The sequence below is a fragment of the Blastococcus sp. SYSU DS0541 genome (assembly GCF_054050875.1).
The window spans coordinates 256,702-272,447 of sequence record NZ_JBJHAD010000002.1; the positions used below are offsets into that span (position 1 = coordinate 256,702).

At 73.4% G+C, this 15,746-nt stretch carries 12 protein-coding genes and 1 tRNA gene; 8 read left to right on the plus strand and 5 right to left on the minus strand.

Going from position 1 to position 15,746, the window contains the following annotated elements; all coding sequences use genetic code 11:
* Window positions 1-30: 30 nt before the first annotated feature.
* From nuoL to ACI794_RS03680, 5 genes are read left to right on the plus strand one after another with little or no spacing between them, the layout of a single operon-like run.
* A complete protein-coding gene (gene nuoL, locus ACI794_RS03660; protein ID WP_456602602.1) occupies window positions 31-1,938 on the plus strand; it encodes an NADH-quinone oxidoreductase subunit L in 1,908 nt (635 codons plus the stop codon).
* Between the two features lie 34 nt (window positions 1,939-1,972).
* Complete coding sequence (locus ACI794_RS03665; RefSeq protein ID WP_456602601.1) at window positions 1,973-3,556, plus strand: NADH-quinone oxidoreductase subunit M; 1,584 nt, start codon at window positions 1,973-1,975, stop codon at window positions 3,554-3,556.
* On the plus strand, window positions 3,553-5,091 hold the full coding sequence (gene nuoN / locus ACI794_RS03670; RefSeq protein ID WP_456602600.1) for an NADH-quinone oxidoreductase subunit NuoN: 1,539 nt from the start codon (window positions 3,553-3,555) through the stop codon (window positions 5,089-5,091). The genes ACI794_RS03665 and nuoN overlap by 4 nt, the downstream gene beginning before the upstream one ends.
* Window positions 5,091-6,146, plus strand: coding sequence for a polyprenyl synthetase family protein (locus ACI794_RS03675; protein WP_456602599.1), 1,056 nt, complete (start codon window positions 5,091-5,093; stop codon window positions 6,144-6,146). The genes nuoN and ACI794_RS03675 overlap by 1 nt, the downstream gene beginning before the upstream one ends.
* A gap of 10 nt (window positions 6,147-6,156) precedes the next feature.
* Entirely contained in the window at window positions 6,157-7,359 is a 1,203-nt protein-coding gene (locus ACI794_RS03680; RefSeq protein WP_456602598.1) for a PQQ-dependent sugar dehydrogenase, read from the plus strand.
* Here the strand turns inward: ACI794_RS03680 and ACI794_RS03685 are convergent.
* Window positions 7,343-8,029 carry a pyridoxamine 5'-phosphate oxidase family protein gene (locus ACI794_RS03685; RefSeq protein ID WP_456602597.1) on the minus strand — a complete coding sequence of 229 codons (687 nt, stop codon included), beginning with the start codon at window positions 8,027-8,029 and terminating at the stop codon, window positions 7,343-7,345. The genes ACI794_RS03680 and ACI794_RS03685 overlap by 17 nt on opposite strands.
* Window positions 8,030-8,119: 90 nt before the next feature.
* Here ACI794_RS03685 and pdxR point away from each other — a divergent pair, with 90 nt between their 5' ends.
* Window positions 8,120-9,496: a MocR-like pyridoxine biosynthesis transcription factor PdxR gene (gene pdxR / locus ACI794_RS03690; RefSeq protein ID WP_456615693.1), complete on the plus strand. Its 1,377-nt coding sequence runs from the start codon at window positions 8,120-8,122 to the stop codon at window positions 9,494-9,496.
* A 146-nt stretch (window positions 9,497-9,642) separates the two neighbouring features.
* On the opposite strand, the gene ACI794_RS03695 is transcribed toward pdxR, so the two are convergent.
* Complete coding sequence (locus tag ACI794_RS03695) at window positions 9,643-10,734, minus strand: 2-oxoacid:ferredoxin oxidoreductase subunit beta (protein ID WP_456602595.1); 1,092 nt, start codon at window positions 10,732-10,734, stop codon at window positions 9,643-9,645.
* Entirely contained in the window at window positions 10,731-12,701 is a 1,971-nt protein-coding gene (locus ACI794_RS03700) for a 2-oxoacid:acceptor oxidoreductase subunit alpha (protein ID WP_456602594.1), read from the minus strand. Before ACI794_RS03700 ends, ACI794_RS03695 begins: the two co-directional genes overlap by 4 nt.
* Before the next feature lie 214 nt (window positions 12,702-12,915).
* On the opposite strand from ACI794_RS03700, the gene htpX reads away from it, so the two are divergent.
* Window positions 12,916-13,785 carry a zinc metalloprotease HtpX gene (gene htpX / locus ACI794_RS03705; RefSeq protein WP_456579699.1) on the plus strand — a complete coding sequence of 290 codons (870 nt, stop codon included), beginning with the start codon at window positions 12,916-12,918 and terminating at the stop codon, window positions 13,783-13,785.
* A 13-nt stretch (window positions 13,786-13,798) separates the two neighbouring features.
* Here the strand turns inward: htpX and pstS are convergent, their stop codons facing one another.
* Window positions 13,799-14,899, minus strand: a complete 1,101-nt coding sequence (gene pstS / locus ACI794_RS03710) for a phosphate ABC transporter substrate-binding protein PstS (protein WP_456615694.1) — start codon at window positions 14,897-14,899, stop codon at window positions 13,799-13,801.
* 130 nt (window positions 14,900-15,029) lie between these two features.
* On the minus strand, window positions 15,030-15,521 hold the full coding sequence (locus tag ACI794_RS03715) for a YajQ family cyclic di-GMP-binding protein (RefSeq protein ID WP_456579697.1): 492 nt from the start codon (window positions 15,519-15,521) through the stop codon (window positions 15,030-15,032).
* A 105-nt stretch (window positions 15,522-15,626) separates the two neighbouring features.
* Between ACI794_RS03715 and ACI794_RS03720 the strand changes: the two genes are divergently transcribed.
* A tRNA-Tyr gene (locus ACI794_RS03720) sits at window positions 15,627-15,708 on the plus strand.
* The last annotated feature ends 38 nt before the right edge of the window (window positions 15,709-15,746 follow it).

A 15,746-nucleotide genomic window follows, 5' to 3' on the forward strand; every position in this document is an offset into this window, starting at 1 on the left:
GACGGGGACACCTGTGTCTGAGGCCCACTCATGAGTGACGCACTGCCCGCCGACGGGCTGCTGGGCTGGTCGTGGTTGCTGATCGCGCTGCCGCTGGCCGGCGCCGCGGTGCTGCTGCTGGGCGGTCGCCGCACCGACCGCTGGGGCCACCTGCTGGGGACGGCGACGGTCGGCGTCGCCTTCCTGCTCGCGGTCCTCTGCACGGTGCAGCTCGCCGGTCAGGACGGGGCGCCGGCCGACGTCGAGCTGTTCACCTTCATCGCCACCGGTGAGCTCGACGTCACCGCCGGGCTGCTCTACGACCCGCTGTCGGCGGTCTTCGTCCTGCTGATCACCGGCGTCGGCTCGCTGATCCACGTCTACTCGATCGGCTACATGGCCCACGACCCGGGGCGACGGCGATTCTTCGCCTACCTCAACCTGTTCGTGGCGGCGATGCTGCTGCTCGTGCTCGGCAACGGGTACGTGCTGCTCTACGTCGGGTGGGAGGGCGTGGGCCTGGCGTCCTACCTCCTCATCGCCTTCTGGTACACCCGCCCGGCGGCGGCCACCGCCGCGAAGAAGGCCTTCATCATGAACCGGGTCGGTGACGTCGGCCTGGCCCTGGCGATCTTCGTGATGTTCGCCCAGCTCGGGACGACGTCCTACGACGGCGTCTTCGGCTCGGTGGGCACCCTCGCCGGGGGGACGATCACGGCGATCGGGCTGCTCCTGCTGCTGGGGGCCTGCGGCAAGTCGGGTCAGTTCCCGCTGCAGGCGTGGCTCCCCGACGCCATGGAGGGCCCGACGCCGGTCTCGGCGCTGATCCACGCGGCGACGATGGTCACCGCCGGGGTCTACCTGATCGCCCGCTCGGCGCCGATCTACGACCTGACGCCGACCGCCCGCGCGGTGGTGCTGGCCGTCGGGGCGCTGACCCTGCTGATCGGGGCGATAGCCGGGTGCGCCTACGACGACATCAAGAAGGTGCTCGCGTACTCGACGGTCAGCCAGATCGGCTACATGTTCCTGGCCGTCGGGCTCGGCCCGGCCGGCTACGTGGCGGGCCTCGCGCACCTGCTCGCCCACGGCTTCTTCAAGGCCGGGCTCTTCCTGGGCGCGGGCTCGGTCATGCACGCGATGAACGACTCGGTGGACATGCGCCGGTTCGGGGCGCTGTGGAACAAGCTGCCGATCACCTTCGCCACCTTCGGGCTGGGCTACCTGGCGCTGATCGGCTTCCCGTTCCTGTCGGGGTACTTCACCAAGGACGCGATCATCGAGGCCGCCCTGGACCGCGGCGACGTCTGGGGCTGGGTGCTCGGCGGGGTGGCCGTGCTCGGCGCCGGGCTCACCGCGTTCTACATGACCCGGCTGATGCTCATGACCTTCTTCGGCCGCGCGCGGTGGGAGGAGGGCGTCCACCCGCACGAGGCGCCGACGGTGATGACCGCGCCGATGGTCGTGCTCGCCGTGGGCTCGGTCGCCTCCGGCGCGCTGCTGGTGTCGGTGTTCCCGCTCTCGGGTTGGCTGGAGCCGGTGTACGGCGAGCCGGCGGAGGCCGAGCACGTCGTCGCCCCCGCGGTGATCGGCCTGGTCGTCACCGTCGTGATGCTGCTCGGCGTGCTGGCCGCCTGGCTCTTCGTCGGCCGCCGCGAGGTCCCGGTCACCGCCCCGGTGCGGGTCTCACCGGTCACCCGGGCCGCCCGAAACGCCCTCTACGCCGACGCCGTGAACGAGTCGCTCTTCATGCGCCCCGGCCAGTGGCTCACCCGCGCGCTGGTGTGGGTGGACAACCGCGGCGTCGACGGCGCGGTCAACGGCCTGGCCGCCGGGCTGGGCGGCTCGTCGTCGCGGCTGGGCCGGGCGCAGACCGGCTTCGTGCGGACCTACGCCCTCGGCATGCTCGGCGGCGCGGTGGTCGTCGCGGGGGCCCTGCTGGCGGTGACGGCGGGATGAACGCCGACGGGTACTTCGGAGAGGACGTGCTGCGGTGAGCGACTTCCCCTGGCTGCTGGCGATGATCGCCGTGCCGGCCGTCGGAGCCGCGGCGGTGGCCGGCCTGCCGCGCGGGCGCGACCTGCTGGCCAAGCAGGTGACCCTCGCGGTGAGCCTCGTGGTGCTGCTGCTCGCCGTGCTGACGACGCTGGCCTTCGACGTCGGCGGGGCGCGGTTCCAGCTCACGACGTCGGTCTCCTGGATCCCCGACTTCGGCTCCGAGTTCGCCCTCGGCGTCGACGGCATCGCGCTGGTGATGGTGCTGCTGGTCGGCGTCCTGGTGCCGCTGGTGGTCGCGGCCTCCTGGCACGAGGCCGACGCCGGGCCCCGCCCCGCGCGGGTCTTCTTCGCCTGGCTGCTGCTGCTCGAGGCGATGATGGTGGGCGTCTTCGTCGCCACCGACGTGCTGCTGTTCTACGTCTTCTTCGAGGCGATGCTCGTGCCGATGTACTTCCTGATCGGCAGCTTCGGCGGGCCGCGCCGGCAGTACGCGGCGGTCAAGTTCTTCGTCTACAGCCTGGTGGGCGGGCTGGTGATGCTCGCCTCGGTCATCGGTCTCTACGTGGTCAGCGCCGGCGCGCTCGGCGAGGGCACCTTCGCCTTCGACACGCTGCGGCAGCTCGAGATCGACCCGGACGTCCAGCGCCTGCTGTTCCTGGGCTTCTTCATCGCCTTCGCGATCAAGGCCCCGCTGGTGCCGTTCCACACCTGGCTGCCGGACTCCGGTGCCGAGGCCCCCGTCGGCGGCGCGGTGCTGCTGGTCGGCGTCCTGGACAAGGTGGGGACCTTCGGCTTCCTGCGCTACTGCCTGCCGCTGTTCCCCGACGCCTCGCGGTACTTCGCGCCGTTCGTGCTGGTGCTGGCGGTGGTCGGCATCCTCTACGCCGCGCTGCTGGCGATGGGGCAGAGCGACATGAAGCGGCTGGTCTCCTACACCTCCATCTCGCACTTCGGGTTCATCGCGCTCGGCATCTTCGCCTTCACGACCGAGGCGGGCACCGGCGCGGTGCTGTACATGGTCAACCACGGCCTGGCGACCGGCCTGCTGTTCCTCGTGGTCGGCATGCTCATCGCCCGCGGGGGCTCCCGCCGGATCGCCGACTACGGCGGGGTGGCGGCGAAGGCACCGCTGCTGGCGGGGGCGTTCCTCGTGGCGGGGCTCGCCTCGCTGGCGCTGCCGGGCACCAACAGCTTCGTCAGCGAGTTCCTCGTGCTGATCGGCTCGTTCCCCGAGCGGCCGGTGTTCACGGTGCTGGCGACGCTGGGCATCATCCTGGCCGCCCTGTACGTCCTGCTGATGTACCAGCGCACCATGCACGGGCCGCCCCGCGGCGTGCTGCTGCAGGAGGACCCGGCGCAGCCGGCGCCGGCCGGCGGGGGAGCCACCGCCGTGCTCACCGCTCCGCGGAGCACCCTGCGGGTCTCGGACCTCGGCCGTCGTGAGCTGGCCGTCGTCGCCCCGCTGGTGGTGCTGATCATCGCGCTGGGCTTCTACCCGCAGCCGCTGATCGACCTGATCGAACCGGCCGTCGTCGCCACCCTCGACGACCTGGGCGCCTCCGGAGGTATCGACCGATGATCGAGGCACCCGACCTGTCGTGGGGGGCGCTCTCCCCCCTGCTGGTCGTGTTCGGCGCCGCGTGCGCCGGCATCCTGGTGGAGGCCTTCGTGCCGCGGGGGCTCCGGCACCCCGTGCAGGTGGGCCTGGCGCTGGCCGGCACCGTGGGGGCGCTCGTCGCGACGCTGCTGCTCGCGGGCACCCGGGAGGTGACCGCCGTCGGCGCGCTCGCCGTCGACGGCGCGGCGCTGTTCCTGCAGGCGACGATCGCGGGGCTGGGGGCGCTGTCGATCCTGCTCTTCGCCGAGCGGTCGCTGGACCCGGCGCGGTCGGCGTTCGTGGTGAGCGCCGCGGTCCCGGCCGGCAGCCCGCGCGACCGCCAGCTGGCGACCGTGCCCCGCGTGCAGACCGAGGTCTACCCGCTGGCCACCTTCGCGATCGGCGGCATGATGCTGTTCGTCGCGGCCAACGACCTGCTGGTCATGTTCGTGGCGCTGGAGGTGCTCAGCCTCCCGCTGTACCTGATCAGCGGGCTGGCCCGGCGGCGCCGGCTGCTCTCCCAGGAGGCGGCGGTCAAGTACTTCCTCCTGGGCGCCTTCGCCTCGGCGTTCTTCCTCTACGGCCTGGCGCTCGTCTACGGGGCCACCGGGAGCGTCCGGCTCAGCGAGGTCCGCGAGGCGGTCAGCGCCGACGGCGGCGGAGTGCTGCTGGTCCTGGGCCTGGCGCTGCTGATCGTCGGGCTGCTCTTCAAGGCCAGCGTGGCGCCGTTCCACACCTGGACGCCCGACGTCTACCAGGGCGCGCCGACCCCGGTCACCGCCTTCATGGCCGCCTGCACCAAGGTCGCGGCCTTCGGGGCGATCCTGCGCCTGCTCTACGTCGCCTTCGGCACCGCGGAGTGGACCTGGCGGCCGCTGATCTACGCCGCGGCGATCGCCTCCATGGTCGTGGGCGCGGTGCTCGGGCTGACCCAGACCGACCTCAAGCGCATGCTCGCCTACTCGTCGGTGGCGCACGCCGGCTTCCTGCTCACCGGCGTCATCGGCCTCGGGCCGGGGGAGACCGGCTCGGGGCTCGCGGCGACGATGTTCTACCTGCTCGCCTACGGGATCACCACGCTCGGCGCCTTCGCCGTCCTCACCCTGGTGCGGGACGGCGACGGGGAGGCCAGCCACCTGTCGCAGTGGGCGGGGCTGGGCGCGCGCTCGCCGCTCACCGCAGCGGTGATGACGCTGTTCCTGCTGGCGCTCGCGGGGATCCCGCTCACCGCGGGCTTCACCGGCAAGTTCGCCGTCTTCCGCGCGGCGATCGAGCAGGGCGCCTGGCCGCTGGCCCTGGTGGCGCTGCTGGCCAGCGCCGTGGCCGCGTTCTTCTACCTGAGGGTCATCGTGCTCATGTACTTCTCCGAGCCGGTCGCCGACGGGCCCACCGTGGGCGTGCCCGGCGTACCCACCACCCTGGTCCTGGCGGTGACAGCGACGGCGACCCTCGCGCTCGGCATCCTCCCCGGGGCGGTGCTCGACGTCGCGCAGCAGGCGGCTAGATTCGTCGGTTGATGACCGGAGCCCGTGCCGCAGTCGACGGCACTCCCCCCGAGGTTTGGCACCGGATCTCCACCCCGGCGTCGACCATCGGCCCCTGGCTGCCCGAGGGCGACCTCGGGGATGCGCTCGCGGAGGGGCTGGCCCGGGTGGAGACCGAGCTGGCCGTCGCGGTCGGCAGCGAGCACCCGTTCGTGCGGGAGGCCGCCGGTCACCTGATGGCCGCCGGCGGCAAGCGGTTCCGGCCGATGCTGGCGCTCCTGGCCGCGCAGCTGGGGGATGCCTCCGCCCCGGAGGTGACGCAGGGCGCCGTGGTCTGCGAGCTCACCCACCTGGCGACGCTCTACCACGACGACGTCATGGACGAGGCCGCCGTGCGCCGGGGGGCGCCGAGCGCCAACAGCCGGTGGAGCAACAGCATCGCCATCCTCACCGGCGACCTGCTCTTCGCCCGGGCCTCCGACATCCTCGCCGACCTGGGGCCAGAGGCCGTCCGGATCCAGGCGCGGACCTTCGAGCGGCTCGTCACCGGGCAGATCAAGGAGACGGTCGGCGCGCAGCCGGGCGACGACCCGATCGCCCACTACCTGCAGGTGCTCGCCGACAAGACCGGGTCGCTGGTCGCGACGTCGGCCCGCTTCGGCGCCTCCTTCGCCGGGGTGGACGCCGCCCTCGTCGAGGCGCTCACCGAGTTCGGCGAGGAGGTCGGCGTCGCCTTCCAGATCTCCGACGACCTGATCGACATCGTCAGCACCGACGGCGTCTCGGGGAAGTCGCCGGGAACCGACCTCCGCGAGGGGATCGCGACCCTGCCGGTGCTGTTCGCGCTGGCCGGCGACGACCCCGCGGAGACCCGGCTGCGCGAGCTCGTGGCCGGCCCGGTCACCGACGACGCCCGGCACGCCGAGGCGCTCGCGCTGCTGCGGTCCTCCCGCTCGCTGGCCCGCGCCACCGGCGTGCTCCGCGAGTACGCCGACCGGGCGCGCGCCCGGCTGGCCGGGGTGCCCGAGGGCGACGTGCGCGACGCGCTCTCGGCCCTCTGCGACTACGTGGTCACGCGCACCAGCTGAGAGGACCCCCATGCCGCCCTCCGCTCGCCGGCTCGCGGCGGGGCCGTGCGTGGGGGCCGCCCTCCTCCTGGCCGCCTGCTCGGGTGGGTCGGAGGAGGACGCCGGCTCGGTCTCCACGCCGCCGACGACCGAGGCGCCCGTCGGCGCCCCGTCCCTGCGGGTCGAGGTCGTGGCCGACGGGCTGGACCACCCGTGGGACGTCGTGCAGACCGAGGACGGCACGCTCCTGGTCGACGAGCGTGCCGGCGGCCTCACCGCGGTGCTGCCGGACGGCACCGTGCAGGAGGTGCGCGCCGACTTCGGCGACCTGTTCGCGGTGGGGGAGACCGGCCTCATGGGGCTGGCGCTGGACCCGGGCTTCGCGGAGGACCGGCGGTTCTACACCTGCCAGGGAGTGACCGGCGGCGGCGGTTCCTCGATCGAGGTGATCGCCTGGGCCGCGGCCGAGGACTGGAGCGCGGCGACGCGCGTCGACGACCCGCTCATCGGCGGGATCCCGGTCAACGAGCGCTCCGGGCGCCACGGCGGCTGCCGGCTGGCGTTCGGCCCGGACGGCGCGCTGCTCGTCGGCACCGGCGACAACGCCGTCGGCACCACCCCGCAGGACCTCGGCTCGCTGGCCGGCAAGGTCCTCCGCGCCGATCCGGAGACCGGAGAGGCGCTGCCCGACAACCCGTTCGTGGCGCCCGACGACGGCGCCGAAGACCTGATCTGGACCTACGGGCACCGCAACGTGCAGGGCCTCGCCGTCCGGCCCGGCGTGGACCAGACCTACTCGGTGGAGCACGGCCCCGACCGCAACGACGAGGTCAACCTGCTGCGGCCGGGCGGCAACTACGGCTGGGACCCCGTGGGCGACGGCGGCTACGACGAGAGCGTTCCGATGACCGACCCGGAGATCGAGGGGGCCCTGCCGGCGGTCTGGGACTCCGGCGCCCCGCCGATCGCGCCCAGCGACGGCACCTTCCTCGACGGCGAGCAGTGGGGCGACTACGACGGGCTGCTCGTGCTGGGCGCGCTGCGCGGGCAGCACGTCCTCGCCCTCCGGCTCGACGAGTCGGGGTCCCTGGTCGAGCAGTTCCGGCTGCCCGAGCTCGACGGCGCCTACGGGCGGATCCGCACCGTCGAGCTGGGCACCGACGGCGCGCTGTACGTGACCACCGACAACGGCGACGACCGCGACCAGCTGCTCCGCGTCACCCCGCAGGGCTGAGGACCCGGCCGCCCACCCGCGGCGGGACGGCGGTCCCGGCGGGCAGCAGCGGGCACGGTTGCGGCTCGCCCGGCACGGTCACCAGGGGCAGGACGCCGGCCCACACCGGGTCGGCTACCTCCGCGCCCTCGATGTCGCGCTCGTCGTCCCCGGGTGGGCCGGTGCGGATCTTCACGCTGGCCTCGGCGAGGTCCAGGGCCAGCACCGCGGTGGCGGCCAGCTCCTTGCGGTCGGGGCGGCGGGTGGCCGCCCACGACCCGGGCGCCAGGTGCTCGGTGAGCACCTCCAGCGCGAGCAGGCGCTCGTCGGGGTCGGTGACCAGGCGGGCCCGCCCGTGCACGACCGCGCAGCGGTAGTTGACCGAGTGGTGGAAGGCCGAGCGCGCGTAGACGATGCCGTCCAGGTGGGTGACCGTGAAGCAGACCGGCGCCCCCGTCGCCGCCGACCGCAGCGTGGCCGCCCCGGTCGAACCGTGCAGGTAGAGGGTGTCGCCGTGCCGCCCGTAGCCGGTGGGCAGCACGACGGGGGCGTCCCCGAGCTGCACGCCGAGGTGGCCGATCAGCCCGGCGTCCAGCACGGCGTGGAGGTCGGCCCGGTCGGTGCGGGCGCGCGTCGCACCCCGGCGCACGGTGCTGCGGTCGGTGGGCGAGAGGGGCGCGTCGGTGTCCACGGCACCGATCCTGGCCGGTGCAGGTGGACCCCCGGAACGGCCAATCCGCTAGATTCCCGGCAGTCCACTTCTCCTCCTGTCAGGAGCGCCGTGATCGACGTCCCGCCGGTGGTGCTCGACCGCTCCTCGGGGACGCCGCTGTCGGTGCAGCTGGCCGAGGCGCTGCGCGCCGCGGCCGCCGACGGCACCCTGCGCCCCGGCGACCGGTTGCCTTCCACGCGGGCCTTCGCCGCGGCGCTGGGGGTGAGCCGCACCGTGACCGTCGCCGCCTACGACCAGCTGCTCGCCGAGGGGTGGCTCGGCGGCCGCCGGGGGGCGGGCACCTACGTCCTCGGCGCGGTGACGACGGCCCCGCCGTCGGCTCCCGCCCCGGCCGCCCGGCGACCGGACACCGCGGCGCTGGTCGACCTGCGCGCCGGCTCTCCGTGCCTGGAGGTGCTCGACCGCGCGGCCTGGCGACGTGCCTGGCGGGCAGCCGGTGACGGTGCTCCCGATGCCCGCCCCGACGCCGCCGGGGACCCGGACTTCCGGTCGGCGGTGGCGGGGCACCTGCTGCGGCACCGCGGCCTGGGCGCCGGCCCGGAGGAGGTGCTCGCCACGGCGGGCACCTCCGCGGCGGTCGGGGAGGTCGCCCGCGTCCTCCCTCCGGGCAGCCGCGTGGCGGTCGAGGACCCGGGCTACCAGCGGGTGGGCGGCGCGCTGCGGGAGGCCGGGGTCGAGGTCGTCCCGGTTCCGGTCGACGGCGACGGCCTGGTCGTGGAGGCGATCCCGTCCGGGGTGTCCGCCGTCTACTGCACGCCGGCCCACCAGTACCCGCTCGGCCGCCGGATGACGGCCGCCCGACGGCTGGCGCTGGTGGCCCGGGCCCGCGCCGAGGGGTGGTGGGTGCTGGAGGACGACTACGACGGGGAGCTGCGCTACGACGTCTCGCCGCTGCCGCTGCTGGGCGCGCTGGGGCCGGACGTCGTCGTCCACCTGGGCACCACGAGCAAGATCCTCAGCCCGACGCTCGGCGTGGGGTGGGTGGTGGCCCCCGAGCCGCTGCGCGCGGCCCTGCTGGCCCGCCGGACCGCCACGGGCACCCGGCCGGCGCGGGCCGGGCAGCGGGTGTTCGCGGCGTTCGCGGCCTCAGGGGATCTCGCCCGGCACCTACGGCGCCTGCGGCGCGAGCTCGTCGCCCGGGCCGGCGAGGTGCGCGCGGTGGTGGCTGCCGCCGGCTGCCGGGCCGAGGGCGACGCGGCGGGGGCGCACGTCCTCGTGCCGCTGCCCGCCCCCGCCGTGGAGGACATGGTCCGGAGCGCGGCCGCGGCGCGGGGTGTGGCGGTCGACGGCCTGGCCCGCCACACCGTCGGCGCGGGCGACCGGCGCGCCGGCCTGGTCGTCGGGTTCGCCGCTCCGACCCGGGAGGAGCTGCGCGGCGCGCTGACCGTGCTGGGCGACGTCTTGGCGGCGTCGCACGGGAGGTGACCGCGATCTGTCGTGCCGAGTGAGGGCCCGGAGGGCCTTCGCGCAGGCGCGACGCAGCGGCTCAGCTCACCGGGGGACGGCAGGTGGTCGCGGTGCCGTCCGGAGGACGGCAGTGTCATGGCGGTGTCGTCCGGAGGACGACCGGGTCATTGCACTTCCCAGGTGTCGCCGCCGGCGAGGAGGGCGTCGAGGTCGCCCGGGCCCTGCAGCCGGGCCTCGTGCAGCTGCTCGGCCATCATCGCCTCGTACGAGGGCTTCCGGACCGACCGGAAGACGCCCATCGGGGTGTAGCGGAGGTCCTGAGAGGAGAGCCGCGACAGCGCGAACGCGTAGGACGGGTCCTCCCGGTTCGCGTCGTGCACGACGATCTCGCTCGCGTCGACCTGGTTGGTCTCGGCGATCCGCAGCCCGCCGAAGTCGTCGCGGACCACGCACGAGGCGCCGTCCGGGCCGAACACCAGCGGCTTGCCGTGCTCCAGCGGGATCGTCCACATCGGGCCGGTGGACGGGTCCTTGAGCAGGTCGAACGCGCCGTCGTTGAAGATGTTGCAGTTCTGGTAGATCTCCACCAGCGCGGTGCCCTGGTGCTCGGCGGCCTGCCGCAGCACCTCGGTGAGCCCCTTCCGGTCGGAGTCCATCGCCCGGCCGACGAAGGTCGCGTCGGCGCCGATCGCCAGGGACACCGGGTTGAACGGGTGGTCCAGCGAGCCCATCGGCGTGGACTTGGTGACCTTGCCGACCTCGGAGGTGGGCGAGTACTGGCCCTTGGTGAGGCCGTAGATCCGGTTGTTGAACAGCAGGATCGTCATGTTGACGTTCCGCCGCAGCGCGTGGATCAGGTGGTTGCCGCCGATGGAGAGCGCGTCGCCGTCACCGGTGACGACCCACACCGACAGGTCGGGGCGCGAGGCGGCCAGGCCCGTGGCGATCGCCGGGGCGCGGCCGTGGATCGAGTGCATCCCGTAGGTGTTCATGTAGTACGGGAAGCGGCTCGAGCAGCCGATGCCCGAGACGATGACCATGTCCTCGCGGGCGATGCCGAGGCTGGGCAGGAAGCTCTGGACCGCGTTGAGGATGACGTAGTCACCGCACCCGGGGCACCAGCGCACCTCCTGGTCGGTCTTGAAGTCCTTGCCCTTGAGCTCGGTCTGCTTGGGACCGTGCTGCTCGAGCGAGCGGGCGATGGCGGCGTCGATCGGGGTCGGCGCGTCCGGCATGCCGAGTTCGACGGCGGTCACTGGGGTGCTCCGTTCACAGCTGCGGGGGTCACGGTGTCGATGGCGTCCTGGATGACCGCGGCGAGCTCGGCGGCCCGGAACGGCAGCCCGCGCACCTGGGTGTGACTCTGCACGTCCACCAGGTACTTCGCGCGGAGCAGCAGCGCCAGCTGCCCGAGGTTCATCTCCGGGCAGATGACCCGGTCGTACCGGGCCAGGACCTCGCCGAGGTCGGCGGGGAACGGGTTGATGTGGCGCAGGTGGATCTGGGCCACCTTGCGGCCCGAGCTCCGGATCCGGCGTGCGGCGGCGCCGATGGGGCCGTAGGTGGAGCCCCACCCGATGACGGCGACGCGCGCGTCGCCGTCTGGGTCATCGACGTCGGTGGCCGGGATCGAGGCGGCGATGCCGTCGATCTTGGCCTGCCGGGTGCGGGTCATGAAGTCGTGGTTGGCCGGGTCGTAGGAGATGTTCCCGGTCCGGTCGGCCTTCTCCAGCCCGCCGATCCGGTGCTGCATCCCCGCGGTGCCCGGGATCGCCCAGGCGCGGGCCAGGGTCTCGGGATCGCGCAGGTAGGGGAGGAACTCGCCGTCCTCGCCGTTGGGCTCGGTGGCGAACGCGACCGCCGGCGTCAGGTCGGGCAGCGAGTCGGCATCGGGGATCTGCCACGGCTCGGCGCCGTTGGCCAGGTACCCGTCCGACAGCAGCATGACCGGCGTCCGGTAGGTCAGCGCGATCCGCGCCGCCTCGACGGCGGCGTCGAAGCAGTCACCGGGGGAGCGTGGGGCGATGACCGGCACCGGCGCCTCGCCGTTGCGGCCGAACATCGCCTGCAGCAGGTCCGACTGCTCGGTCTTCGTCGGCAGCCCGGTGGAGGGGCCACCGCGCTGCACGTCGACGATGACCAGGGGCAGCTCGGTCATGACCGCCAGCCCGATCGTCTCGGCCTTGAGCGCCACGCCCGGGCCCGACGTCGTCGTGATGCCGAGCGCGCCGCCGAAGGAGGCGCCGAGCGCCGCGCCGATGCCGGCGATCTCGTCCTCGGCCTGGAAGGTGCGCACGCCGAAGGCCTTGTGGCGGGACAGCTCGTGGAGGATGTCCGACGCCGGGGTGATCGGGTACGCGCCCAGGAAGACCGGCAGGCCGGAGCGCTGCCCGGCGGCCACGAGCCCGAGGGCCAGCGCCTGGTTGCCCGAGATGTTGCGGTAGCGCCCGGGCTTCATCGGGGCGGGCTTGATCTCGTAGGAGACGGCGAAGGCCTCGGTGGTGTCGCCGTAGTTGTAGCCGGCGCGGAAGGCGGCGATGTTGGCCGCGGCGATCTCCGGCTTGCGGCGGAACTGGCGCTCGAGGAAGCGGATCGTGCCCTCGGTGGGCCGGTGGTACATCCACGAGAGCAGGCCGAGGGTGAACATGTTCTTGCTGCGCTCGGCCTCCTTCTTCCCCAGCCCGGAGTCGGCGAGCGCGTCCAGCGTCATCGACGTCAGCGGCACGCTGACCGTCTGCCACCCCTCGAGCGAGCCGTCCTCGAGCGGGTTGGTCGCGTAGCCGACCTTCGCCAGGTTGCGCGGGGTGAACTCGTCGGAGTCGAGGATGAGCAGACCGCCGCCGGGGAGCTCGGCGAGGTTGGCCTTGAGCGCGGCCGGGTTCATCGCCACGAGCACGTCCGGGGCGTCGCCCGGCGTCATGACGTCGTGGTCGGCGAACTGCAGCTGGAAGGAGCTGACGCCCGGCAGGGTCCCCGTCGGCGCGCGGATCTCGGCGGGGAAGTTCGGCAGCGTCTTGAGGTCGTTGCCGAACGACGCCGTCTCGCTGGTGAAGCGGTTGCCCGTCAGCTGCATGCCGTCGCCGGAGTCACCGGCCAGCCGGATCACGACGCGGTCGAGCTCCACGACGCTCTTCACGAGCCCACCGGGCGCGGAGCCGGACACCGGGGTGGCCGGGGCGCCGTGCGGGTCCGACGGCGCGACGGTCGGGTTGGTGCCAGTCATCAGCGGTCTACCTCCACCGGGCGAGGTTACGTGCGTGTGTACGCGCCCGGGTTGTGCAACCGGACACTCCGCAGCGGCGAGGATGTCACCGCGTCCACAGGGGGCAACGGCAGTGGCGCCCCGGGCATTCCACGGGGCACCCGAGCGGGGGAGCGGCGGCCGGCCCGCCGGGAACGGGGGGTGCGGGGACGGCGTTGGACGAGGCGTGCAACGCATGACCAACGGACTGAAGACCGCCCTCCTGCTGGGTCTGATGGGCGGGCTGATCCTCATGGCCGGGGCGCTCATCGGCGGGCGCGGGGGTCTGCTCATCGCGCTGTTCGTCGCGCTCGCGGTCAACGGCTACGCCTACTTCAACTCCGACAAGCTGGCGCTGCGCGCGATGCGGGCCTTCCCGGTCACCGAGACCCAGGCCCCGCAGCTGTACGCGATCGTGCGCGAGCTCGCGACCGACGCGCGCCAGCCCATGCCCCGCCTCTACGTCAGCCCGACGAACCAGCCGAACGCGTTCGCCACCGGGCGCAACCCGCGCAACGCGGCCGTCTGCGTCACCCAGGGCATCCTCGAGCTGCTCGACCGGCGGCAGCTGCGCGGGGTGCTCGCCCACGAGCTCTCCCACGTCTACAACCGGGACATCCTGATCAGCTCGGTCGCCGGCGCCATGGCCACGGTGATCACCTACCTGGCGCACATGGCGATGTTCGCGTCGCTGTTCGGCGGCCGCTCCGACGCCGACCGGGGCGGCGGCAACATGATCGGCGGGCTGCTGCTCATGCTGCTCGGCCCGCTCGCCGCCGGGATGGTGCAGATGGCGGTCAGCCGCAGCCGCGAGTTCCAGGCCGACGCCTCGGGTGCCCAGCTGTCGCAGGACCCGCTGGCGCTCGCCGATGCGCTGCGGGTGATCGAGCGGGGGACGGCGGCCCGCCCGCTGCCGCAGGAGGAGCGGCTGGTCACCCAGAGCCACCTGATGATCGCCAACCCGTTCCGGGGTCAGGGCATGGCCTCGCTCTTCGCCAGCCACCCGCCGATGGCCCAGCGGATCGCCCGCCTGGAGCAGATGGGGCGCGAGCTCGGCCAGCGCTGACGCGCGCCGGGTCTCAGATCGGGCGGACCGCGTCGATCGCGTCCAGCGCCTGCTCCCGGAGGCCGTCGGAGATGGGGGCCGACCCGGCGACCTCGGCGGCGGCTCGCTGCCCCTCGGGGCTGACCACGTAGGTCATGAAAGCCCGGAGCCGCTCGGCGACCTCCGGGTCGTCGTACTCCATGCAGCCGATGTGGTAGCTGACCAGCACGATGGGGTACTCGCCGGACCCGGTGGTGTCCCTGTTCAGCTCGATGACGACGTCGTGCTCACCGCGGCCCTCGAGGCGCGGGGAGTTCTCCACGACGGCCGCGGCGGCCTCGGCCGACGGGGCGACGAACTCCCCACCCACGCCGATGTTCGCGACGCCGAGGTCGCGGGCCTGGCTCAGGTCGGCGTAACCGATGGTGCCCTGCCCACCGCGGACGGCGGCCACGACCCCGGAGTTCCCCTGGGCCGCCTCGCCGCCGGGCACCGGCCAGCTGCCGTCGGGCTCGTGCGGCCACCCGCCGTCCGCCGCCTCCGCCAGGTACTCGGTGAAGTTCTCGGTGGTGCCCGACTCGTCCGCGCGGTTCACCGGGGCGATCGCCAGGTCGGGCAGCGCGGTCCCGGGGTTGTCGGCGGCGATCGCCGGGTCGTTCCAGCGGGTGATCCGCTGGTCGAAGATCCCGGCGAGGGTCCCCGGGGAGAGGTTGAGCTCGTCGACGCCGTCGACGTTGTAGACGACGGCGATGGGGGAGATGTAGTTCGGCAGCTCGAAGACGCCGGAGGGGCCGCAGCGCTCGGCGGCCTGCGCGAGCTCGTCGGCGTCCAACGCGGCGTCCGAGCCGGCGAAGTCGGTCCCACCTGCGAGGAACTGCTCGCGACCGCCGCCGGAGCCGATGGGGTCGTAGCTGACGTCCAGCCGGGGCTGGACGGCGCTGAAGCCGGCCGCCCAGCCCTGCATGGCCGCCTGCTGGGCGCTGGAGCCGGCCCCGACGAGGGAGCCGCTGAGCAGCTCTGCCCCCTCGTCCACCCTGGCGCGCTCGTTGGGCGGGACGTAGTTCGCCGCGAAGACGACGAAGCCACCGATGGCCACCGCGCCACCCAGGGCGGCGATGCGTCTGCGGGTAGTCACTCCGGCCTTCCACGGGTCGTCGGGCGTCCCGGACGGACACCGACCCACGAGGGTACGGCCCGGTGCACCGCAGCCGTGCCCGCCGTCCGGTGTCGCGCGCCCGGCCTCCGGCGTCGGCCCAGGCGGGGGCTCAGCGGTAGTTGTCGAACTGCAGGGCGACGTCGAGGTCCTTGCCGCGCAGCAGCTGCTGGACGGCCTGCAGGTCGTCGCGCTTCTTGCCGCTCACCCGCAGCTGGTCGCCCTGGATCTGCGCCTGGACGCCCTTGGGCCCCTCGTCCCGGATGATCTTCGCGATCTTCTTGGCGGTGTCGGACTCGATGCCCTGCTTGATCTTCGCGCCGATCTTGTAGCTCTTCCCCGAGGCCTGGGGCTCGCCGGCGTCCAGCACCTTGAGCGAGATGTTGCGCTTGATCAGCTTCTCCTTGAACACCTCCAGCGCCGCGGCGACGCGCTCCTCGGTGTCGGCCTGGAGCGTGACGCCGTCCTCGCCGGCCCACGCGATGGTCGCGTTGGTGCCGCGGAAGTCGAAGCGCTGCGAGAGCTCCTTGCCCGCCTGGTTGAGGGCGTTGTCGACCTCCTGGCGGTCGACCTTGCTCACGACGTCGAAGGATGCGTCGGCCATGTCGTTTCCTCTCCGTGCGGGACGAGGCCGCCACGGCGGCCCGTCGGTGGGGACCCGTCACGTGCCGGGGCCCTCGTCTTGTAGTCTCTCCCGCGTACCAATCGGGGCGGGTTGCCCGAGTGGCCAATGGGAGCGGACTGTAAATCCGTCGGCTTAGCCTACGAAGGTTCGAATCCTTCACCCGCCACGCCCGGTACGACGGCCCCCGACCACCCGGTCGGGGGC